This window comes from Streptomyces sp. NPDC042364 (genome assembly GCF_056437585.1).
In genome coordinates, this window is sequence record NZ_JBWKAJ010000015.1 from 1 (window position 1) to 22,501 (window position 22,501).

The following is a 22,501-nucleotide window of genomic DNA, read 5'->3' on the forward strand; positions in this document are numbered from 1 at the left end:
CTCAAGGAACGGACGCTTCCTTTGTACTCACCCGAGTGTTTCTCGGGCTTTCCTCCGGGCGCTTCCCTTCGGTCTTGCGTTTCCGACTCTATCAGTGTTTTTCCGTCTCCCTGACCACTCTCCCGCAGACATGCAGAAGGGACCCCGAGATAGGATCTGACAAGTTGGATGCCGCTTGGGGCGGTACGCGCAGTTGCGCCGCTCGACCCCGAGCAGGTCTACGACTGTACAGCGGGCTCCGGAGCGCGTGCAAATCGGCTGGACTGGTGGTCTAGACCACTAGGCTGTATCTTCCGTGCGGAACCCTGCATCTGACATACGCTGCTGGGCAGAGCCGCCCGATACAAGCGGTGACGGCCGTACACGCAGCTCCACCCTGGGAGGCTTCCCATGACCACCGTGACGTCCCCACTTGCCGGACGTGCCATCGGACTGGCCGCCGTGCCGGACCCCGTGTTCTCGGGAGCGATGGTGGGCCCCGGCACCGCGATCGACCCAGCGCGTGACGCGTCCGAGGCCGTCTCCCCCGTCGACGGAGTCATCGTCTCGCTGCACCCGCACGCGTTCGTCGTGGTCGACAGCGAGGGGCACGGTGTGCTGACGCATCTCGGGATCGACACCGTGCAGCTGAACGGCGAAGGGTTCGAGCTGCTCGTCAACAAGGGCGACACCGTGCAGCGTGGTCAGGCCGTGGTCCGCTGGGACCCGGCTGCCGTCGAGGCCACCGGCAAGTCGCCGATCTGTCCCGTCGTGGCCCTGGAGGCCACGGCCGACGCCCTCTCCGATCTCCGGCTCGACGGCGATGTGAAGACCGGGGACGCGCTCTTCGGCTGGCAGTGACGCCAGGTCCGTACCGCACGGAAAGTTCGACAACCACCGCGGCGGCGGGGCCCGCCGCACTACCGGAGACGGGTGAGATGGAGACAACGCTGCGAGGCGTCGGTGTCAGCCACGGTGTGGCGATCGGCGAGGTTCGGCACATGGGCACGGCGGTACTGGAGCCGCCGGCCAAGCAGATACCGGCGGAGGACGCGGAGCGCGAGCAGGGGCGGGCCCGTAAGGCCGTGGACGCCGTCGCGGCCGACTTGACGGCGCGCGGCAATCTGGCGGGCGGCGAGGCGCAGGCGGTGCTCGAGGCCCAGGCCCTGATGGCCCAGGACCCGGAACTGATGGCGGATGTGGAGCGCCGAATCGCCGTGGGGAGCACGGCGGAGCGGGCGGTCTACGACGCCTTCGCCGCGTACCGGGCTCTGCTGGCGGGTGCCGGGGAGTACCTCGCGGGCCGGGTGGCCGACCTCGACGACGTGCGGAACCGTATCGTCGCGCGGTTGCTCGGGGTCCCCATGCCGGGGGTGCCGGACAGCGACGAGCCGTATGTCCTCATCGCCCGCGATCTCGCGCCTGCGGACACCGCGCTGCTCGACCCGACCCTCGTCCTCGGTTTCGTCACCGAGGAAGGCGGGCCGACCAGTCACAGCGCGATCCTGGCGCGGGCACTCGGTGTACCGGCCGTGGTGGCGCTGCCGGGGGCCGGGGAACTCGCCGAGGGCACGGTGATCGCCGTGGACGGCAGCACCGGTGAGATCTTCGTGAACCCGAGTGCGGAGAAGAAGGCCGAGCTGGAGGCCGCCGCCGCGGAGCGCAGGGCGGCGCTGGCCGCGTCCAGCGGGCCGGGGGCCACCTCGGACGGGCACAAGGTGCCGCTGCTGGCCAATGTGGGCGGTCCCGCCGACGTGCCGGCGGCCGTGGAGGCCGGGGCCGAGGGTGTGGGCCTCTTCCGGACCGAGTTCCTCTTCCTGGACGACAGCAAGCAGGCGCCCTCGGAGGAGAAGCAGGTCGAGGCGTACCGGAAGGTACTGGAGGCGTTCCCCGAGGGGCGCGTGGTCGTACGCGTGCTCGACGCGGGCGCCGACAAGCCGCTGGACTTCCTGACTCCGGCCGACGAGCCGAACCCCGCGCTGGGTGTGCGGGGGCTGAGGACGCTGCTGGACCACCCGGAGGTGCTGCGCACGCAGTTGACGGCGCTCGCCAAGGCCGCGGAGGGGCTGCCGGTCTACCTCGAGGTCATGGCGCCCATGGTCGCTGACCGCACGGACGCGAAGGCGTTCGCCGACGCGTGCCGTGAGGCCGGATTGCGGGCCAAGTTCGGCGCCATGGTCGAGATCCCGTCGGCGGCGCTGCGGGCGCGGTCGATTCTGCAGGAGGTCGAGTTCCTTTCGCTGGGGACCAATGACCTCGCGCAGTACACGTTCGCGGCCGACCGGCAGGTGGGTGCGGTGTCACGGCTGCAGGATCCGTGGCAGCCCGCACTGCTCGACCTGGTGGCGCTGTCCGCGGAGGCGGCGAGGGCCGAGGGCAAGAGCTGCGGTGTGTGCGGTGAGGCTGCTTCGGATCCGCTGCTCGCGTGTGTGTTGACGGGTCTGGGCGTCACCTCCCTGTCCATGGGTGCGGCGTCGATTCCGTATGTGCGGGCGACGCTCGCGAAGTACACGCTGGCGCAGTGCGAGCGCGCTGCGGCAGCCGCTCGGGCGGCAGACACGGCCGAGGAGGCGCGCGGCGCCGCCCAGGCGGTGCTGTCGGGCGAGTGACATCGCGGTGATCGGTCGGGCGAGGGGCGCTCCACCTGCGGGTGGGGCGCCCCTCGCCCGTTCAGCCGAGGTGTCCGTCCGTGGGGGCGCCTCCCCGGCCGAGGTCGTCCCCGAGGTCGGGCGGGGTGCAGTAGTCGACGCCGGACTCCGGGGAGACGAGGTCTCCGGAGTCCACGTCGGTGCAGTAGGCGTCGAAGACCTCACCCGCGGTGAGGGGTTCGAGGCCTTCGCCGCGCAGACGCCAGCCGTAGACGCGGTCGGTGGTGTCGGGGGCGCTGGTGCGCATGACGAGTCCGCCGGGGCTTCGGGTGGCGATACCGAGGGCGAGTACGGTGGCGAACTCCAGGGCTTCTGCCTCGTCCAGGCGGCTGGCTCCGTCGGTGTCCTGGTCCGCGCGGAGGGCGGCGACGAGTGCCTGGGGCTTGGCGGAGACGCTGCACACGAGGTGGCGCTCGCCGGGGTCCGCCGTGTCGAGGATGCGGGTGAGCAGTTCCATGGCCCGGGCGAAGGCCGCGCGCCCGATGTCCTCGCCGCAGCAGGCGCAGGAGCCGATCTGGGCGAGGAGTGTGGTGGCGTATTCCCAGGTGGCCTGGCGGACCGCTTCGTCGATCAGGTCGGGAACGAGTTCGGTGAGGGGCTGCCCTTCGTAGGGGACGGCGGCGCCCGTCGCGGCCAGTTCGGCGGTGAAGCGGGTGCGGCTGGAGGGCGTGTCCGGTTCGAGGCCCGTGTCGGCGCAGAACTCCGCGTACTCCTCGGGGTCGAAGAGGGCGACGGTGGTGTGGTCGCCCTGCTCGGCACGAGTGCGCAGCAGGGCTTCCACGGCGTCGAGGTAGGTCGTGTGGTCGTCGAAGGCGAAGCTGCGGTAGCGCCGCATCGCCGTGAAGTCGTGCTCGTCCGCGAGCAGGCCGATGGTGCCCGCGATCTCGCGGCGCAGGATCATTCGCATGCTCCGGTGGCCGGTGTGTGCCATGGTTCTCCCCCTGTGCGAGCAGTCGATCAATGCTCACTCACAGTAATCGGGGGCACTGACAACGGGTGCCGGCCCGGCCATCGGCGCATGGCTCCCGGTGCCCGTCAGGCTCGTTCGCGGGCCAGGTCCTGGTAGAAGTTCAGCAGGTCGAGGTTGTCGATGGAGCCGGGGTTGACCGCCTTCTCCATGGGGGTGCCCTGGAGGAGACGCTTGACGGGGACCTCGATGCGTTTGCCGGTCAGGGTGTGGGGGATTCCCGGGACCTCGATGATCTCGTCGGGAACGTGGCGGGGGGAGAGCTGTTCACGGATGGTCCGTTTGATGCGGTTCAGCAGGGCTTCGTCGAGGGTCGCGCCCGGGGCGAGGTGCACGAAGAGGGGCATCCAGTAGCCGCCGTCGGGCTGTTCGATGCCGATGACGAGGGATTCCTTGATCTCCGGGAGCCGCTCGACCGCTTCGTAGATGTCGGCCGAGCCCATGCGGACGCCCTGGCGGTTGAGCGTGCTGTCGGAGCGGCCGTGGATGACGACGGAGCCTCGTGAGGTGACGGTGATCCAGTCGCCGTGGCGCCAGACGCCGGGGTAGGTGTCGAAGTAGCTGTCGTGGTAGCGGGTGCCGTCGGGATCGTTCCAGAAGTGGATCGGCATGGACGGCATGGGGTTGGTGACGACGAGTTCGCCGACCTCGTCGGTGAGGGGTTTGCCGCTGGGGTCCCAGGACTGGAGGTCGGTGCCGAGGCAGGGGGCCTGGAGTTCGCCGATGTGGACGGGGAGGGTGGGGACGGCTCCGGCGAAGCAGGAGCAGACGTCGGTGCCGCCGCTGACGGAGGCGATCCACAGGTCTGCTCCTGCTTCTGCGAACTCGTCGTGGAGCCAGCGGAAGCCGTCGGGCGGGAGCGGGGAGCCGGTGGTGCCGACGCACTGGATGCGGGAGAGGTCGTGGTCGCGGCCGGGGTGGACACCGGCCTTGCGGCAGGCCATGACGTAGGCGGCGGAGGTGCCGTAGAGGGTGGCGCCGGTGCGTTCGGCGACGCTCCACTGGGCGCCGGTGTCGGGGTATCCGGGGCTGCCGTCGTAGAGGACGACCGTGGTGCCGGTGAGGAGGCCGGAGACGAGGAAGTTCCACATCATCCAGCCGGTGGAGGTGTACCAGAAGAAGCGGTCCTCGGGGCCGAGGTCGCAGTGCAGGCCGAGCTGCTTGAGGTGCTCGACGAGGATGCCGCCCTGGGACTGGACGAGGGCCTTGGGCAGGCCCGTGGTGCCGGAGGAGTAGAGCACCCACAGGGGGTGGTCGAAGGGGACCTGTTCGAAGGCCGGCTCGACGTCCGCCGAGGTCAGGGCGGACCATTCCAGGGCGCCGTCGGGGGCGTCGGTGCCGAGGAGGGGGATGTGGACGACGGCGCGCAGGGTGGGCAGTTCGCGGCGGAGTTCGGCGACGGTGTCGCGGCGGTCGTGGTCCTTTCCGCCGTAGCGGTAGCCGTCGACGGTGAAGAGGACGGCCGGTTCGACCTGCTGGAAGCGGTCGAGGACGCTGCGGGCGCCGAAGTCGGGGGCGCAGGACGTCCAGACGCCGCCGACGGCGGCGGTGGCCAGGAGAGCGACGACGGCCTGGGGGATGTTCGGGAGGTAGCCGCTGACGCGGTCTCCCGGGCGCACGCCGAGGGCGCGCAGTTCTGCGGCGAGGGAGCCGACCTGGCGGCGCAGTTCGGCCCAGGTCACAGGGCGTGGTTCGTGGGTCTCGTCGACGTGCAGCAGGGCCGGTTCGTCGGCCCGGGTGGCCGCTGCGCGGAGGGCGTGTTCGGCGTAGTTGAGGGTGGCTCCGGGGAACCACTGGGCGCCGGGCATGGCGCGTTCGCCCAGGACGCGCGTGTAGGGGGTGGAGAACCGTACGTCGAACCACTCGGTGACGGCCTTCCAGAAGGTCTCGAGTTCGTCGACGGACCAGCGGTGCAGGGCGGCGTATCCGCCTTCGGCGGGGGCGCCGTGGTGCTCGGCCGCCCAGGTGTGGAACTGGGTGATCCGGGCCCGGGCGATGCGGTCCGCGTCGGGCTGCCAGAGCGGCGAGGGGTTCGCTGAGGTCATGGGTCGGCTCCCGGACTGTGCGCGTCGTGTGCGTCTGGCGCGCACGAGCGGGGTGTGCGCGTGACGCGGCCACCACGGACGATGCCATGTGATCGACTTCGGCACCAGGGTTCGCCGCGGATGGCCGGCGACATGAAGGGTGCCGTCACCATGGGTGAACGGAAGTTGAACGACTCACACAAACGGGCCGGTCAGTGGCAGGGTGAGCGGCATGGAGGGTCGTGACCTGGTGCGTTCGGTGAAGGCGATCGGTTCGGCGGGGGTGGCGCAGGGGCTGCGTACCGTCCGGGCCGCGTGGCGCAGGAGGCGTTCCGACGCCACCGGGCTGGCGGCGCGGGGGGCGGAGCGGGCGCGGGTGCCGGGACTGGTGCGGGATGTGGAGCCGGGGCCGGGCGGTGGGGTCGTCCGGTTCGACCGGTCGGAGCTGCGGATCACCGTCGATGTGAACGGGGCGGTGTTCTGGGGCTGGGACGGGGCGCGGCAGGAGCCGTCGTACGCCCTCGCGGGCCGGTGCCCTGAGCCGGATCCGCGGGCCGTGCTGGAACCGGACAAGGACGGCGGCTGGCGGGTCGTGGCCGAACGGGTGACGGTCGTGGTGTCGCGGTACGGGGCCGTCGAGGTGTGTACGCCCGGTGGGGTGATGCTGCGGCGTGATCTGCCGCCGCGGTGGTGGGGGCCGGTCGGCGGGGGCGAGGCGCGGTGGACACAGCGGTCGGAGGTCGCGGCCGATGCCCGGTTCTTCGGTCTGGGCGGGCGCGCGGCCGGGCCGCGACTGCGTGCCGGAACGTATCGGCTGTGGAACACGGACCCCGGGCACGCGTTCGCGCCCGGTGATGATCCGCTGTACATCACGATGCCGGTGCAGATGGTGGTGGCCGACGCGGGGACGCATCTGGTGTTCCACGACACCACGTGGGACGGCGCGGTGACGTTGCGCGAGGGTGAGGAGGGCGCGGGGTCGGGGCACGACCGGGTCGGCACGTCGGAGCTGCGGATGTCTGGGGGGCCGCTGCGCTGCTGGGTGATAGTGGGTACTCCCGCGCGCGTGCTGCACGCCTGGGCGGCGCTGACGGGGGCTCCGGCGCTGCCGCCGGCGTGGGCGCTGGGGCACCATCACGCGCGGTGGGGGTTCGGCGGCGAGCAGGAGGTGCGGCGGATCGTCGCGGGGTACCGGGAGCACGGGCTGCCGCTCGACGCGGTCCATCTGGACATCGACCACTACGACGGCCACCGGGTGTTCACGGTGGACGCCGAGAACTTCCCGAAGTTGCCGGATCTTGCCGCGGAGTTGCGGGGGCAGGGGATCCGGCTGGTGTCGATCGTGGACGCTGCGGTGAAGGCTCAGCCCGGCGATGCCGTGTTCGACAGCGGGACGGCGGAGGACGTGTTCGTGCGGGATGCCGCCGGGCGGGTCGTGAAGGGGCTGGTGTGGCCCGGGGAGTCGGTCTTCCCGGACTTCACGCGGGCGCGTACGCGCGCGTGGTGGGGCGGTCTGTACGAGGAGAGGCTCGCGCAGGGCTTCGCGGGGTTCTGGCACGACATGAACGAGCCGACGTCGTTCGTGGCGTTCGGGGAGAACACCCTGCCCCGGTCGGCCCGGCACGATCTGGAGGGCCGGGGCGGCGACCATCGGGAGGCGCACAACGTGTACGCGTTGTGCATGGCGCGGGCCGGCTTCGAGGGGCTGCGTGAGCTGGTGCCCGGAGGGCGGCCGTTCGTGTTCTCGCGGTCCGGGTGGGCCGGGATGCAGCGTTATGGGGGCGCGTGGTCCGGGGACGTGGCGACGGGCTGGCCGGGGCTGCGGGCGTCGCTGTCGCTGGTGCTGGGGCTCGGGTTGTGCGGGGTGCCGTACTCGGGTCCGGATGTGGGCGGCTTCGACGGGAGCCCGTCGCCCGAGCTGTTCCTGCGGTGGTTCCAGCTGGGGGCGTATCTGCCGTTGTTCCGCACGCACGCGAGCATGCGGGCGGGGCGCAGGGAGCCGTGGGAGTTCGGGGACGAGGTCGTCGGGCATGCGCGGGCGGCGCTCGTCGAGCGGCGTCGGCTGCTGCCGTACTTCATGACGCTGGCGCATCTGGCGCGGCGTACGGGGGCGCCGTATGTGCGCCCGGTGTGGTGGGGTGCGCCGGAGGACAGGGCGTTGCGGGACTGCGAGGACGCGTTCCTGCTGGGTGGCTGTCTGCTGGTGGCGCCGGTGCTGGAGCCGGGTGCGGACAGGCGTGCGGTGCAGCTGCCGCGGGGGCGCTGGTACGACACGGTGACCGGGAGGGCGTATCAGGGGCCTGGTCGGGTGATGGTCGACGCGCCCCTTTCGCGGATTCCCGTTCTCGCGCGCGCGGGTGCCGTGGTGCCGGTCCGGGGCGCCGACGGCGGCCTGGAGCTGGAGGTGTGGGCACCCGCGCGCGGGCGGACGGGGGGCGGGCTCGTGGTGGCGGACGCGGGCGACGGCTGGGACGAGCCGGAGGTCGAGCGGTACACGACGCGCTGGGAGGGGCGGCGTGTGGTGGTGGAGCGGGACGGGGAGGAGGGGCCGGTCGAGCCCCTGTACCCGGTGCGGGTCCGGGGGCTCGACCGGGAGTGAGCGGGGGTTCGGCTCAGATGTAGCGGCCGTCGAAGAACGCCTGTACCGCCAGGGTGTGCAGCGGGAAGGCGAGTTCGGCCGGTCTGCGCAGCAGGTGCCAGCCCTCCGTCTCGTCCGTGGCCGCGGGTGGCGGGAGGTTGGCCGCCGGGCGCTCGGGGAGCAGCCCGAACAGGAGCAGATGGCCGTCGGGTGAGCTCATGGCGTCGGCGAGGCGGACGTCGCGGTCGGCCGCGCTGATGCCCGTCTCCTCCTTGAGCTCGCGGACGACGGCGTGCCGCCAGTCCTCCCGGTGGTCGACGAAGCCGCCGGGCAGGGCGGTGCCCCCGCGGGCGGGGGCGATGGTCCGTGTGATCACGACGAGGGCTGTGCCCTTGGTGTCGTACACGGGCTGGAGGGCCACCGCGACGGGGAGCGGGTTGCGGTAGGCCACGGTGTGGCAGGCCTCGCAGGTGCGGGGCCAGCCGGAAACGCCCTCACCGTAGGGCGCTCCGCAACCGGAACAATGCGAGTCCGGTGCGGAGTTGGCGGTTGGGTGTTGATTTGCGGACACGCGGCGGACTGTATCCGATCATCTGCTGGTCGTCCTGCTCGGGCGACGCAATGCGCCATCTCGGCGGTGGGCCGGCGCGGGTGAAGGGGGGCCGGAACCACCCCCGTGGGTCCCGGCCACCCCTCCGGATACTGCGACGCCGACGGGGGCCGGATGGTTCGCTCCGGGGCCTGCTCATTTCCCGTGGCCCGTGACAAACTTCTGACGGTTCATCAGATCTGTTGCCGGGGAGGGGCTTTGTCGCGTAGTCGCACACCTGTGGTCGCCGGCTGGTTCTCCGGGGAGGGGGACGAGTTCCGTCTGCTCGGCACGCGCTGCTCGTCGTGTGCCTCGGTGTTCTTCCCCCGGGAGGACGTCTTCTGCCGCAACCCGGGGTGCGGCGGGGGCGACCTGCGGGAGGTGGCGCTGTCCCGGCGGGGGCGTGTGTGGTCGTACACCGATGGCCGGTACCGGCCCCCGCCACCCTTTGTGTCCGATCCGGGCCGTCCGTGGGAGCCGTACGCGTTGGTCGCCGTGGAGCTGGCCGCGGAGCGACTCGTGGTGCTGGGACAGGCGGTTCCCGGGGTCACCGTCGCCGATCTGGCGGTGGGCATGGAGGTGGAGGTCGTCCCCGGTGTGCTGAACGAGGACGCGGAGACGACCTGGACGACGTGGCACTGGCGGCCGACGGGGGTGACGGTGTGACGGACGAGGTGGCGGTGCTCGGTGCGGGCATGCACCCGTGGGGCAAGTGGGGCAGGAGCTTCGTCGAGTACGGCACGGCGGCGGCGCGGGCGGCGCTGGACGACGCCGGGGTCGACTGGCGGGACGTCGGCTCGATCGTCGGGGCGGACACGGTGCGTGGCGGATATCCGGGGTACGTGGCGGGGGCGACCTTCGCCAGGGCGCTGGGCTGGCAGGGGGCGCGGGTCGCGAGTGTGTACGCGGCCTGCGCGTCGGGGGCGCAGGCGGTGGGCGCCGCCAGGGCACAGATCCTCGGCGGTCTCGCGGACGTCGTGCTCGTGGTGGGTGCGGACTCGGCGCCGAAGGGGTTCTTCCGGCCCGCGGGCGGGGATCGCCCGGACGATCCGGACTGGCTGCGGTTCAGGGTTCTCGGCGCGACCAACCCGACGTACTTCGGGCTGTACGCCCGGCGCCGGATGGCGGTGCACGGTGACACCGTGGAGGACTTCGCCCGGGTCAAGGTGAAGAACTCGGCGCTGGGGGCGCTCAATCCGTACGCGCGGTACCGCAAACGGGTGACCGCGGAGGAGGTCGCGGGTTCCGCCGTCGTCGCGGACCCGTTGCGGCTGCTGGACATCTGCGCCACCTCGGACGGGGGCGCGGCGCTCGTGCTGTCCAGCATGGAGTTCGCGCGGCGCCACGGCGCGGCCCGGCCGGTGCGGATCCGGGCGGTGTCCACGGTGACGCCGCGCTACCCCAACACGGTGCTGGATCTGCCGGACATCGCGACGGACTCCGCGGTGGCGGTGGAGCCGGGTGCCGAGACGTTCCGGGCGTCGATAGCGCGGGCGGCGTACGAGGAGGCGGGCCTCGGGCCGGACGACCTGTCTCTCGCCGAGGTCTACGACCTGTCCACCGCGCTGGAGTTGCAGTGGTACGAGGACCTGGGGCTGTGCGGCGAGGGCGAGGGGGCGAAGCTGCTGCGGGACGGGGTGACGGCGCTCGGCGGACGGATACCGGTGAACACGAGCGGCGGTCTCGCGTCCTTCGGTGAGGCGGTTCCGGCGCAGGCGATCGCCCAGGTGTGCGAGCTGGTCCGGCAGTTGCGGGGCGAGGCAGGTGACCGGCAGGTCGCGGGAGCGCGGGTGGGGATCAGTGCGAACCAGGGGTTGTTCGGGCACGGCTCGGCGGTGGTCGCGGTCCGGTGAGGCACCCCGGTCGGGAGCCGGAGCGGAGCCGCCGGGTCGCCATGGTGTCCGAGGCAGTCGGGCAGGTGTGCGCACATCCGCGTGCGGTGCGGGAACCACGCGTGAACAGCTCATGAACCGGGTTCCGGTCGGTCCGGGCGGCGTCATCATGCTGGCGTGCCTTCCTGGTCGGACACGCTCCGCTTCGCCTTTCAGCCGATCGTCAATCTGACGACCGGAGGGGTCTCGGCGCTGGAGATACTCGTGCGTCCCGAGAGAGGTGACGTGCTGGCCGAGGCCCGCCGGGACCCCGAGCTCGACGGCCGGCTGGCCGCGTCCGCGATCCGGGCGGCCACCCGGATGGAGACGCTGCTGCCGCTGCATGTGAACGTCTTCGCCGCGACACCGGCCGACCTGGGCGGCCTGGCCGCGCTGCGGGACGCCGTACGGGAGGCGCGGCGGCTGCCGTGGGAGGTGACCGTCGACATCGTGCCGCCGTATGCGCACGTGCCGCGGTCGGCCCTGGTGGAGGCGGTGGCCGGACTGCGGAGCGAGGGATTCCGGATCTGTGTGGACGGGGTCGGGGACGGCGACGTGCCGCTGCGCTTGCTGGTGGACCTCGCGCCCGACATGGTGAAGCTGGACGCGTCGCTGCTGGCACGGCCCGCGGCGGTGCGGGCGATGCGGACGCTGTGCGACGAGGCGGGCGCGCTGTTGTCGGTCGAGGGGGTCGAGACGGAGGCGCAGTGCGCGGCGGCGATGGCTGCGGGCGCGCAACTGGCTCAGGGCGTGCTGTTCGCGCCGCCCGCCCGCCTGCCCGCGGCGGACGTGTACGTTCCGCGGCTCTCCCCCGTGGTCTCGGCGCCGGTCGCCGGACCCCCGGTGCGGCAGTTCCTGCGTCCGGCCGCACTGTTGCCCGCGTCGGCGTCGGCGGGCGAGGTGCGGGCGCTGCTCACCGGGGCTCCCGAGGTGTCGGGGGTGCTGCTCGTGGACGGCAGCGGGAGCCCGGTGCGGTCGGTGCACCGGTCGCGGTTCCTGCTGTCGTTGTCGGGGCGCTACGGGCACGCCCTGTACGCCGACCGTCCGGCCGCGAGGCTCGCCGATCCACCGCGTACGGTCGGGGTCGACGCCACGGCCTGGGAGGTCCTCGACATCGTGAGGGCCGGCGACCGGGACCGCACCTCGGACGACGTCGCGGTGGTCGACCGGTCCGGGCGGTGTGTGGGCGTCGTACGGCCGGCGGATCTGCTGCGGGCGCTCGCCGAGAGCCGGGTCGAGGAGGCCGCGGGGCTCAATCCCCTCACCCGGCTGCCCGGTTCGGACGCGATCACCGGCGAGGTGGACCGGTGGATCTCGGAGGGGCGCGCGTTCGCGTTGAGCTGGCTGGACATCGACCACTTCAAGCAGGTCAACGACGGGGCGGGGTTCGCGGCCGGGGACGAGTTGATCCGGTCCGTGGGGCGGGCGTTGCAGCACACCGCGTCCCGGGTCGCCAGGGTGGGTCACATCGGCGGTGACGACTTCCTGGTCCTCGCCGAACCGGACGGACTCGATCCGCTGGCCGGGACGATGCTCGACACACCCTGGTCGGCGGGCGGGCGCGCGGTCACGCTGTCACTCGCCACGGTCGTGTGCGCCCCCGGCAGTGTCACGGACCACCGGGAGGCCGCCGCGTGCCTGGCACCGCTCAAGCAGGCGGCCAAGGCGCTGGGCGGCGCCAGTTGGGTGCTGGGGCGGGCCGGACGACCGGGGCACGAGGTGCGGCGCGGCGGTGAGGCGGTGGGGGCGGGGGCCGGGCAGCCGGGTCGGGGCCGAGCCGAGTGACGGACACGGGCGCCGGGCAGGCCGGCGGCGGGCGGCGCACGGCGGGTGGCGGGCGGCGGTACGTGTGTGGGCGTCGGCGCCGGCGTCCCGAGCGACCAGTCGCCCCCGACGCGGCGGAGCAGTGGCCCGCGGCTGTGCGTCGGCGGTTCCCCACAGTGGGTGGTGCCATGCGATGGCGCGTCAGAGGCGGTCGGTGTCCCAGAGGCTCTCGGTGTCGGTGATGCGGTCAGTGTCGGTGAGGTTCCCGTGGCGGCTCGCTTCACCGCCTTCATGTCGGTCGGTGTGCCGGTCGGTCCGCTCCTCACCATTGTTGGTCCTTGTTCTTGACGCCCCCTGGGTGCCGGTGAACACTTCCGGTGTCAGTCGGCATCGCCGCATTCGGGCGTCTTTGTGCACCGCGCCGCTCGGGTCTCCCGCCTGCCTCTCGGGCCGTCCCCCACGGGCGATTCGGCTGTTACGGCACGCTCGTCACGGACGCCGGGCGGGGCGCGGGACTCTCCCTGCCTTCGGCTGAAGTAGCCATGGGAACGCACCCTGCACGGATGGTCCGGGGTCGATCACTCCGGGCCGGGCCTAGGAGCCGCCATGAGCAACGGAGACATCTTCCTCGGCGAGGTCATCGGTACGGCGATCCTGATTCTCTTCGGCGCCGGCGTGTGCGCCGCCGTCACCCTCGGGTTCTCGAAGGCGAGGGCATCGGGCTGGATCGTCATCGCGTTCGGCTGGGGCTTCGCCGTCCTGGCCGGTGCCTACACCGCCGCACCCCTGTCGGGCGGGCATCTGAACCCGGCGGTGACCCTGGGGGTCGCGGTCGACACGGGGACGTGGGACAAGGTCTGGGTGTATCTGCTGGGCCAGATGGTGGGCGCGATGCTCGGCGCGGTCCTCGCCTACCTCGTCTACCTCGCGCAGTTCCAGGCGAACGTCCGCGAGGAGGGCACCACGCAGGGCACGGCGGGCGAGCCGACGCCGACCCTCGGGATCTTCTCCACCATCCCGGAGATCCGGAATCCCGTCGCCAATCTGATCACCGAGATCATCGCGACGATCGCGCTGGTGCTGCCGATCCTCGCCTTCGGCCGGAACACCGGGATAGGCATCGGTCAGATCCCCGGGGAGGAGGCCGGGGTCTACGGCTCCGGCATCTCGGTGCTGCTGGTGTCGTTCCTGGTCGTCGGCATCGGCCTCTCGCTGGGCGGGCCCACCGGCTACGCGATCAACCCGGCGCGCGACCTCGGCCCGCGCATCGTGCACACCTTCCTGCCGATCCCGAACAAGGGCACCTCCGACTGGGGTTACGCCTGGATCCCGGTCGCCGGCCCGCTGGCCGGCGGGGTCCTCGCGGGCCTCGTCCACAACGCGGCCTTCTGACCCACCGACGCAAGACGTGTACCGACGTAAGACGCGTACCGACGCAAGACGTGAGGGGATGTCATGCCGGACAACGCCCAGAAGTACGTCGCAGCCATCGACCAGGGCACCACCTCGAGCCGTTGCATCATCTTCGACCAGGACGGTGCCATCGTCGCCGTGGACCAGCGCGAACACCGCCAGATCTTCCCCAAGCCGGGCTGGGTGGAGCACGACGCCACCGAGATCTGGTCGAAGGTGCAGGCCGTCGTCGCCGGGGCCATCGCCAAGGCGGGCCTGCGCCCGGACCAGATCAGCGCACTCGGCATCACCAACCAGCGCGAGACGACCGTCCTGTGGGACCGGGCCACGGGCAAGCCCGTGCACAACGCGATCGTCTGGCAGGACACGCGTACCTCCGCGCTCTGCAACGAACTCGGCGGCACGGACGGCCAGGACCGGTTCCGGGAGCAGACCGGTCTGCCGCTGGCCAGCTACTTCTCCGGTCCGAAGGCCGCCTGGCTGCTCGACCACGTGCCGGGCCTGAGGACCCGCGCCGAACGCGGCGAGATCGCCTTCGGCACGATCGACTCCTGGCTGATCTGGAACCTCACCGGCGGCACGGACGGCGGCCGGCACGTCACCGACGTCACCAACGCCGGGCGCACCATGCTGATGAACCTGGGGACCCTCCAGTGGGACTCCTCGATCCTGTCCGCGATGGACGTCCCGGAGGCGGTCCTCCCGGAGATCAGGTCCTCCGCCGAGGTGTACGGCACCGCGGTGGGTCAACTCGCGGGCGTCCCCGTGGCGTCGGCGCTCGGCGACCAGCAGGCGGCGGTGTTCGGACAGGCCTGCTACGACGTCGGCACCGCGAAGAACACCTACGGCACCGGCAGCTTCCTGCTCCTCAACACCGGCAACCGGCCCGTGGCCTCGAAGAGCGGGCTGCTCACGACCATGGGGTACAAGATCGGCGACGAGGCGCCGGTGTACTGCCTGGAGGGGTCGATCGCGATCACGGGCGCCCTGGTGCAGTGGTTCCGCGACCAGCTCGGCATCATCCGTACCGCCGACGAGATCGAACCGCTGGCGGCGAGCGTCGAGGACAACGGCGGGGCGTACATCGTGCCGGCGTTCTCCGGGCTGTTCGCACCGTACTGGCGCTCCGACGCCCGCGGCGTCATCACCGGGTTGACGCGGTACGTCACCAGGGCGCATCTCGCCCGCGCGGTGCTGGAGGCGACGAGCTGGCAGACGCGGGAGGTCGTGGACGCCATGTTCCAGGACTCGGGGGTGCGCATCACGACCCTCAAGGTCGACGGCGGCATGACCAGGAACAATCTGCTGATGCAGCATCAGTCGGACGTCCTGGACGTGCCGGTGATCCGCCCGCGGGTCTCCGAGACGACCTGTCTGGGTGCCGCGTACGCGGCCGGGCTGGCGACCGGGGTGTGGAACGACCTGGACGAGCTGAAGTCGCACTGGAGCAAGGACGCCGAGTGGACACCGTCCATGGAGGCTTCCGTCCGCGACCGCGAGTACCACAACTGGCGCAAGGCGGTGGAGAAGAGCTTCGGCTGGCACGAGGACGACGCCGGTTGAGAGCGCGCCCGAGGCCACGGCCCGTACCCCGGTCGGCGGGGGTGCGGGCCGTGCTCAGGTCGTGACGGTCTGGCGGTGCTCCGCGGTGTACGCCATCGCGTGCCGGACGACGGCGACCAGCACGTCCTTGACGGACTCCCGCCGGCGCGCGTCGCACAGCACGACGGGCACGTCGGGGTCGAGGTCCAGGGCCTGGCGGACGGTCTCCGGCGGGTAATGCGCCGCCGTGTCGAAGCAGTTGACGCCGATCACGAAGGGGATGGAGCGGCGCTCGAAGTAGTCGACGGCGGCGAAGCAGTCCTCCAGGCGGCGGGTGTCGGCGAGCACCACGGCGCCCAGGGCGCCGGAGGCCAGCTCGTCCCAGAGGAACCAGAAGCGGTCCTGGCCGGGCGTGCCGAAGAGGTACAGGACGAGGTCCTCGCGCAGGGTGATGCGCCCGAAGTCCATGGCCACGGTGGTGGTGTGCTTGCCCTCCACACCGGTGGTGTCGTCGACCGGGCGGCCCGCCTCGGTCAGCACCTCCTCGGTGCGCAGCGGCTTGATCTCGCTGACCGCGCCGACGAGGGTCGTCTTGCCCACGCCGAAGCCGCCGGCCACGAGGATCTTGAGCGTGACGGGCTCGACCGGGGGTGTGCCGCGCTCAGTGCGCCCGAGGATCATCGGTCTCTTCTCCTGCTGGATGGTTGTCGCGCGACGGCGGACCGCGGCCCGCTCACAGGGCCCGGAGGCCGTTGATCACGTCGCGCAGAATACTCTCGTCCACCAGTTCGGCAGGCGGAACCGGACGATTCACATGGACCAGTTCCTCGTCGACGAGGTCGCCGACGAGGACCCGGACCACTCCGACGGGCAGGTCCAGTTCGGCGCCCAGTTCGGCCACCGACTGCGGGGTGTCACGGCACATCTCGACGATGCGGACGTGCTCCGGGGAGAGCGAGTGGTCCTCATCCGGGTCGTCGACATGCGGCTCGGTGACGACCACGGCGATCAGATCGAGGCGGTGCTGCACCGCGTGGCTGGTCCGGCCGCGCGTCATGGCGTACGGACGGACCACCGGTCCGGCCTCGTCGTCGAACCAGTGGCTTCTTCCCTGACCGTCTCGGCTCATGCCATCCCACTACCCGCCCTGGGGCAGATCGGTGCGTGGGGCGGAGCCCAGATGTACGCCGACCCGCTTGACCAGCAGCGTCATCTCGTAGGCGACCTGACCGATGTCGGCCTCCGCGTCGGCGAGGACGGCGAGTGCACTGCCGTCCCCGGCCGCCGTGACGAAGAGGAAGGCCTCGTCGAGTTCGACGACGGTCTGGCGGACGTTGCCCGCCTCGAAGTGGCGGCCGACGCCCTTGGCGAGGCTGTGGAAACCGGAGGAGACGGCGGCCAGGTGCTCGCTGTCCTCCCTGGTGAGCTCCTTGGAGACGCCCGTGGGCAGTCCGTCGCCGGAGAGCACGAGCGCCTTGCGGATGCTGGCGACGCGCTCCACCAGGTCGTCCAGGAGCCAGTTCAGCTCGCCGGACGTGCCGGTCGCGGTGGGCCCTTCGGCCTTCGGTGCGGTCATCGACCGTCCCCCTCTGTCGTTCCTCGTGGTGCTGAGACGTCTCGGGCGTCGTCGCCCTCGGCGTTCTCCTCGCGGCCTCGCTGCCAGCCTCGCTGGAGCGAGGCCATGCGGCTGCGTACTTCGTCGGCGTCGCGTTCGGCGGTGTCCGGCCGGCCGGTCGCGCGAGCCCTCTCGCGCTCGACCCGCCGGGCGAGGCCGTCCTTCAACTGCGGGGCCAGATTGGCCTGTCGGACTCGACGGGGCAGCGGGCTCGGAGCTGATTCTGCCTGGTCGACCGTCGGGTCCGTACGGGGGGTGGGCGCACCGGGAACCGGCCTCGGTGTGACCGGGGCCGCGCCGTCGGCCGCGGTCGTGCGCCGCCGTTGGGGCAGTGCCGGGGGCTCGTCCCCGCCGGGCAGGGCCCCCGGGCGGTACGCGTCGGGCGGCGCGGCGGGTGCGGTGCGGTCGACGCCGGCGCGGTCCCCGCGCAGGGCGGTGAACGGCCGCGGGTCGGTGATCCCCGCTTCGCGGCCCCGCGGGGGATCGTCCTCCGGGCGGCGCGGCTTCTGGCCCGTCACCGGGCGGCCGTGCGAGCTGACCAGGTGCGGCGTGCGGCGCTGGGGCAGCGGTACGGGGCCGACCGTGGGGTCGGGGTCGGTGAGGGGCGTCCGCTGCGCCTCGCCGTCGTGGGCCTGCCGGGGGTCGCCGTCGACCCCGGCGAGGGGGCGGCGCGACCTGAAGAGCTCGCCGCCCTCCGCGTCGTCGCCCAGGGGGTTCGGGAAGCCGGCGAGGGGGTCCAGGTCGACCGGTGCCTCCAGTTCCACCGGACCGTCGAGGATGGCGGCGGAGAGACCGGGCAGCCGGACCGGCACCTGGGAGAGGGCGGCGTTGCGCTCCTCCTCCAGCTGGGCCTCCCGGGTGGGGTGGGCACGGTCGAGGCGGAAGCCGATGCCGTTGGTGTCGGGGACGTCGTCGGTGAGGAGCGCGTCGGGGATGAACACCACGGCCGTGGTGCCGCCGTACGGCGAGGGCTGGAGGGAGACGCGGACCTTCTGCCGCTGGGCGAGCCGGCTGACCACGAACAGACCGAGCCGGTCGGTGTCGGAGAGCTCGAAGTCGGGGGTCTCCGCGAGCTTCAGGTTGGCGTCGAGGAGCGCCTCGGCCGCCATCCCGAGGCCCCGGTCGTGGATCTCCAGGGTGAAGCCGTTGGCCACGCGCTCCCCGAGGACCTGAACCGCGGTGTGCGGCGGCGAGAACACCGTGGCGTTCTCGAGGAGTTCGGCCACGAGATGGGTGAGGTCGGCGACGGCGGGGCCGGTGACGGCGACCCGGGGCAGCCGTCGGACCTCGATGCGCTCGTAGTCCTCGACCTCGGCGACGGCGGCGCGGACGACGTCCATGAGCTGGATGGGCTTGCGCCACTGCCGTGAGGGGGCGGCGCCGGAGAGGATGACCAGACCCTCGGCGTGCCGGCGCATACGGGTGGTCAGGTGGTCGAGGCGGAACAGGTCCGCGAGTTCCTCGGTGTCGTCGGTCCGCCGCTCCATGGTGTCGAGGAGGGTGAGCTGCTTGTGGAGCAGGACCTGGCTGCGGCGGGCGAGGTTGACGAAGACCTCGGAGATGCCGCTGCGGAGTTCGGACTGCTTGACGGCGGCTTCGACGGCGGCCCGCTGGAGGGTGTTGAGCGCCTGGCTGACCTCGCCGATCTCGTTCTTGTCGTACTCCAGGCGGGGCACTTCGGTCTCGACGTCGACCTGTTCGCCCGCGGCGAGCCGGCGCATCACGCTCGGCAGGCGCACATCGGCCGTCTCGTGGGCCTCCTGGCGCAGTCGGCGCAGGTCGCGGATGAGGACGCGGCCGATGCGCACCGACATGAACAGGGAGACCAGGAGGGCGACGAGACCGAGGACCCCGGCGACGACGGCCTGGAGGATGACGTTGGTGGCCAGGGGGCGCACCCGGTCCTGGTAGCGGTCGCCCGCCTCGATGCTGAGGTCGCGGAGGTCGGAGAGCACCGGTTCCACCGCGCTGTCCCAGCTCTTGGCGCTGACGCCCGCGCGCTGTCCGGCGGCGGAGCCGATGACGTCCTGCTCGACCGAGCGCAGGGGCGCGGTGTTCGCGTTCCGCCAGTAGCTGGAGAAACGGTCGCGCTCGGAGGAGGGCAGCAGCGGCAGGGTGATGTCGTACAGCAGGGTCCGCTGGGCCACCAGGTCGGAGAAGTCGCGGATCTCGTCGCGGCTGATCCGGCCGGCCACGAGGACGGAGCTGAACAGGGCGTCCTCGCGGGAGAGCAGTTCGCGCGCGCGGCCGAGGTTGACCAGGGCGCGGCCCTGCTTGTCCATCTCCACGTTGTCCAGCGCGGGGAGGTTGGACAGCAGGGCGAAGCAGGGGTCCACCAACTCGTTGTAGAAGTCGAGGCCTTGGGTGACGGTGACGGTGCCGTCGTCGACGCCCGTACGCAGGGCCGGGAGGCCGTCGAGTGCGTTGAGGATGGTGGTGAGCCGCAGCGCGGTGGACTCGCCCATCTCGTCGCGCAGTTCCGCGTCCGTGGCGTGGTCTCGGAACTCCGCGACGGCCTTGTCGGTGGCGGTGCGGCTGCGCTCGAGGGCCTCGGTGGCGTCGGAGCCTCGCGGATCGGCGAGATGGACCAGGGTCTGGCGGCGTTCCTGCTGGAGGACACGGATGGTGTCCTCGGTGGGGAATCCGATCTCCTCGACGATGTCGGCCACCCGGAACAGGTCGCCGGCCGCACGCCCCGTCAGCACCGTGGCGAACGCCCAGACGCTGGTCAGGGCGATCAGGGGCACGAGCAGCAGTGCCACGATCTTCCGGCGGATCGACTTCCCGCGAAAGCGCATGGCCTCCCCCAGCTCATCCCCCGCCGGCCCGGGGGCACACATGTGCGTCAACAAACGGCGTGAGCCTACTACCGACACGTGGGTATCTCGAAGAGCCGTCCGGACGCACCTCGCGCCCATGGCGAACCAGACATGGGGAGTTGTCCGTTCATTGGGGGAGATTGCCTCCCTCTGTCGGGCAGTTGAACCTCTGACATCCCGTCGGGAAAGTTGGCCGGTTGGCCGGATTTTTGCGTTCCTTGGGAATCTTTCGACGTACCTCGATCGTCTTTCTGTACGGGAACGGGGGACGGAAGGGGCGACAGGCCCCGCGAACCGTCCCCCGGGTGGCGTAATTCGGAGGAAGTCGGGCACCAGAGGGGGGCCGGGTCTCGTGATCCGGGAGCTCTTGGTCCACCGGCGGTGGGGAGTGACAAGTTGATGGGCACGGCGGAGCGGCAAGTGGCGCCCGATAACGACGCAGTGGCGACGGAGGCGGCAGCGGGAGCCGTTCGAGCAGCGGAGCGCGGTCTCCGGGTGCGCGAGGGTGTCGCGGTGGACGAGAAGGAGTTCTCCGCCAGGGAAGAAGAGCGGATGCGTTACCGGCCGTTGTGGATCGAGGAGCCGGCGCGCAGGCGTCGACTGCCCGACCCCGTGCGGACGGCGGCGGTGCGGGCGGTCCTGATCGTCGCGGTGACGCTGATTCAGGCGATGGTGGCCGTACTGTGCACCCTGGCCGGCTCCTGGCTGGCTTTCCCGATGGTCCTGAGCAGCGTGGCGAGCACGATCGCCGCGACCTGGGGCGTGCTGGACGTATGGGTGACCCGGCAGGTGTGGAGCCAGCGCAACGGCGTGGTGTCGGCTCCGAGCAGCACGGCGCGCGCGCTGCGGCGCGAGCGGCGGCGGGCACAGCGCGAGGCCCGCGCGGCGGAGCGCGCGCAGGCGCGGATACGCCGCCGGGGCGGCGCCGGGCAGCTGTCGCACCCGTAGGGCCTTCCTGATGGATCTCAGCGGCCGCGTCTGAGCATCTGCTGGGTTCCGGCTCGTCTCCTCGTTTCTCCTGCGTTCCTTCCGACCGGGCGTGTCAACCGTCACACTTGGCCGGATCCTTGGCATAGACCGCGGCCTTCCGGTTAGGCGCTCAGCCGCAACGGCGCCTCAGCACGGCGCTGACCAGGAGGAACGAGAGACATGCCCGAACTTTTCATCGGCGGAGCCTGGCGCCCCGCGCTCGGCGGGCGGACACGTGAGATCCGCTGTCCCGCCGACGGCAGCCTGGTCGCCGTCGTCGACGAGGCCGGCCGTGAGGACACCGTGGCGGCGATCGCCGCCGCACGTCGCGCCTTCGACGAGGGCCCGTGGCCCACGACCCCGGCAGCCGAGCGGGGCGCCCTGCTGCTGCGGGTCGCCGACCTGCTCGTACGCGACAAGGACGCGCTCGCCCGCGCCGAGTCGCTCGACACCGGCAAGCGGCTGGTGGAGAGCGAGTACGACATGGACGACATCGCGAACTGCTTCCGCTACTTCGGCCACGCGGCAACCGCCGAGACGGGCCGGGTCGTGGACACCGGACAGGAGGGGGTCGACAGCCGGGTCGTGTACGAGCCGGTCGGGGTGTGCGCGCTCATCACCCCGTGGAACTACCCCCTTCTCCAGACGGCCTGGAAGGTCGCCCCGGCTCTCGCGGCCGGCAACACGTTCGTGCTGAAGCCCAGCGAGCTGACGCCCCACACGGCGATCCATCTGATGCGGCTCCTGGAGGAGGCCGGGCTGCCGCCGGGCACGGCCAACCTGGTCCTGGGCGCGGGCCCCGAGGCGGGCGCCCCGCTCTCCGAGCACCCGGACGTGGACCTCGTGTCGTTCACCGGCGGCCTCCAGACCGGCCGGCGGCTGATGGCCAACGCCGCCGCGAGCGTGAAGAAGGTCGCGCTGGAGCTCGGCGGCAAGAACCCGAACATCGTCTTCGCCGACGCCGACTTCGACACCGCCGTCGACATGGCTCTCACCGCCGTCTTCCTGCACTCGGGCCAGGTGTGTTCCGCGGGCGCCCGGCTGCTGGTCGAGGACTCGCTGCACGACCGCTTCGTCGACGAGATCGTGCGCCGGGCCGGGCGGATCCGGCTGGGCGGCCCGTTCGACGAGCGGGCACAGACCGGGCCACTGATCTCGGCGGCGCATCGAGCGAAGGTCGAGGAGTACGTCGCCAAGGGCGTCGCGGAGGGCGCGGTACTGCGCTGCGGGGGCGAGCGGCCGTCCGGTGAAGCGTACGACCAGGGCTTCTACTATCCGCCGACCGTCCTGGACGAGTGCACGAGCACGATGTCCGTGGTCCAGGACGAGTCGTTCGGGCCCGTGCTGACCGTGGAGCGGTTCCGCACCGAGGACGAGGCCGTACGGCTGGCCAACGACACGGTGTACGGTCTGGCCGGCGCCGTCTGGACGACGGACGAGGCGAGGGCCCGGCGGGTGGCCGCCCGGCTGCGGCTCGGCACGGTGTGGATCAACGACTACCACCCGTACGTCCCGCAGGCGGAGTGGGGCGGTTACAAGCAGTCCGGCTTCGGCCGCGAACTCGGACCCGCGGGGCTCGCCGAGTACCGCGAGACGAAGCACATCTGGCGCAACACGGATCCCGCACCGCAGGGCTGGTTCGCGTAACTCCCTTGTGATGAGCGGGACTTGAGGCGTACGTATGGCTCCCTTTCCGCGTCCGCGGATGCGTCGCCCCCGTTCC

Annotated in this window: 17 protein-coding genes; 10 read left to right on the forward strand and 7 right to left on the reverse strand. The window is 71.8% G+C overall.

Features of this window, described 5'->3' with window-relative positions; genetic code table 11:
* Nucleotides 1-390: 390 nt before the first annotated feature.
* Complete coding sequence (locus tag AC067N_RS26530) at nucleotides 391-840, forward strand: PTS sugar transporter subunit IIA (RefSeq protein ID WP_478681391.1); 450 nt, start codon at nucleotides 391-393, stop codon at nucleotides 838-840.
* A 77-nt stretch (nucleotides 841-917) separates the two neighbouring features.
* Nucleotides 918-2,588, forward strand: coding sequence for a phosphoenolpyruvate--protein phosphotransferase (gene ptsP / locus AC067N_RS26535; protein ID WP_478681392.1), 1,671 nt, complete (start codon nucleotides 918-920; stop codon nucleotides 2,586-2,588).
* Nucleotides 2,589-2,649: 61 nt separating this feature from the next.
* On the opposite strand, the gene AC067N_RS26540 is transcribed toward ptsP, so the two are convergent.
* A complete protein-coding gene (locus AC067N_RS26540; protein WP_478681393.1) occupies nucleotides 2,650-3,558 on the reverse strand; it encodes a hypothetical protein in 909 nt (302 codons plus the stop codon).
* 104 nt (nucleotides 3,559-3,662) lie between these two features.
* Nucleotides 3,663-5,639, reverse strand: coding sequence for an acetoacetate--CoA ligase (locus AC067N_RS26545; protein ID WP_478681394.1), 1,977 nt, complete (start codon nucleotides 5,637-5,639; stop codon nucleotides 3,663-3,665).
* A 211-nt stretch (nucleotides 5,640-5,850) separates the two neighbouring features.
* Between AC067N_RS26545 and AC067N_RS26550 the strand changes: the two genes are divergently transcribed.
* Nucleotides 5,851-8,217: a glycoside hydrolase family 31 protein gene (locus AC067N_RS26550; protein WP_478681395.1), complete on the forward strand. Its 2,367-nt coding sequence runs from the start codon at nucleotides 5,851-5,853 to the stop codon at nucleotides 8,215-8,217.
* A 13-nt stretch (nucleotides 8,218-8,230) separates the two neighbouring features.
* Here the strand turns inward: AC067N_RS26550 and AC067N_RS26555 are convergent, their stop codons facing one another.
* On the reverse strand, nucleotides 8,231-8,767 hold the full coding sequence (locus tag AC067N_RS26555; protein WP_478681396.1) for an NUDIX domain-containing protein: 537 nt from the start codon (nucleotides 8,765-8,767) through the stop codon (nucleotides 8,231-8,233).
* Nucleotides 8,768-9,025: 258 nt separating this feature from the next.
* Between AC067N_RS26555 and AC067N_RS26560 the strand changes: the two genes are divergently transcribed.
* The 5 genes from AC067N_RS26560 to glpK all read left to right on the forward strand — a co-directional run bounded on the left by AC067N_RS26560 (nucleotide 9,026) and on the right by glpK (nucleotide 15,396).
* Complete coding sequence (locus AC067N_RS26560; protein ID WP_478681543.1) at nucleotides 9,026-9,451, forward strand: Zn-ribbon domain-containing OB-fold protein; 426 nt, start codon at nucleotides 9,026-9,028, stop codon at nucleotides 9,449-9,451.
* Nucleotides 9,448-10,638: a lipid-transfer protein gene (locus AC067N_RS26565; protein ID WP_478681397.1), complete on the forward strand. Its 1,191-nt coding sequence runs from the start codon at nucleotides 9,448-9,450 to the stop codon at nucleotides 10,636-10,638. The genes AC067N_RS26560 and AC067N_RS26565 overlap by 4 nt, the downstream gene beginning before the upstream one ends.
* Before the next feature lie 156 nt (nucleotides 10,639-10,794).
* Nucleotides 10,795-12,441, forward strand: a complete 1,647-nt coding sequence (locus tag AC067N_RS26570) for an EAL domain-containing protein (RefSeq protein ID WP_478681398.1) — start codon at nucleotides 10,795-10,797, stop codon at nucleotides 12,439-12,441.
* A 585-nt stretch (nucleotides 12,442-13,026) separates the two neighbouring features.
* Nucleotides 13,027-13,812 carry an MIP/aquaporin family protein gene (locus AC067N_RS26575; protein ID WP_478681399.1) on the forward strand — a complete coding sequence of 262 codons (786 nt, stop codon included), beginning with the start codon at nucleotides 13,027-13,029 and terminating at the stop codon, nucleotides 13,810-13,812.
* A 63-nt stretch (nucleotides 13,813-13,875) separates the two neighbouring features.
* Complete coding sequence (glpK, locus tag AC067N_RS26580; RefSeq protein WP_478681400.1) at nucleotides 13,876-15,396, forward strand: glycerol kinase GlpK; 1,521 nt, start codon at nucleotides 13,876-13,878, stop codon at nucleotides 15,394-15,396.
* A gap of 54 nt (nucleotides 15,397-15,450) precedes the next feature.
* Here the strand turns inward: glpK and AC067N_RS26585 are convergent, their stop codons facing one another.
* From AC067N_RS26585 to AC067N_RS26600, 4 genes are read right to left on the reverse strand one after another with little or no spacing between them, the layout of a single operon-like run.
* The gene (locus tag AC067N_RS26585) at nucleotides 15,451-16,056 is read right to left on the reverse strand and encodes a GTP-binding protein (RefSeq protein WP_055717221.1); all 606 of its coding nucleotides are present in this window, start codon (nucleotides 16,054-16,056) and stop codon (nucleotides 15,451-15,453) included.
* Between the two features lie 52 nt (nucleotides 16,057-16,108).
* Nucleotides 16,109-16,504 (reverse strand): DUF742 domain-containing protein, encoded by a 396-nt coding sequence (locus AC067N_RS26590; protein ID WP_478681401.1) that lies wholly within the window; start codon nucleotides 16,502-16,504, stop codon nucleotides 16,109-16,111.
* 9 nt (nucleotides 16,505-16,513) lie between these two features.
* Nucleotides 16,514-16,951, reverse strand: coding sequence for a roadblock/LC7 domain-containing protein (locus tag AC067N_RS26595; protein ID WP_055717220.1), 438 nt, complete (start codon nucleotides 16,949-16,951; stop codon nucleotides 16,514-16,516).
* Nucleotides 16,948-19,788, reverse strand: a complete 2,841-nt coding sequence (locus tag AC067N_RS26600; protein WP_478681402.1) for a nitrate- and nitrite sensing domain-containing protein — start codon at nucleotides 19,786-19,788, stop codon at nucleotides 16,948-16,950. Before AC067N_RS26600 ends, AC067N_RS26595 begins: the two co-directional genes overlap by 4 nt.
* A gap of 420 nt (nucleotides 19,789-20,208) precedes the next feature.
* Between AC067N_RS26600 and AC067N_RS26605 the strand changes: the two genes are divergently transcribed.
* Nucleotides 20,209-20,757 (forward strand): hypothetical protein, encoded by a 549-nt coding sequence (locus AC067N_RS26605; protein WP_478681403.1) that lies wholly within the window; start codon nucleotides 20,209-20,211, stop codon nucleotides 20,755-20,757.
* Nucleotides 20,758-20,958: 201 nt separating this feature from the next.
* Nucleotides 20,959-22,425: an aldehyde dehydrogenase family protein gene (locus AC067N_RS26610; protein WP_478681404.1), complete on the forward strand. Its 1,467-nt coding sequence runs from the start codon at nucleotides 20,959-20,961 to the stop codon at nucleotides 22,423-22,425.
* Nucleotides 22,426-22,501: the final 76 nt, after the last annotated feature.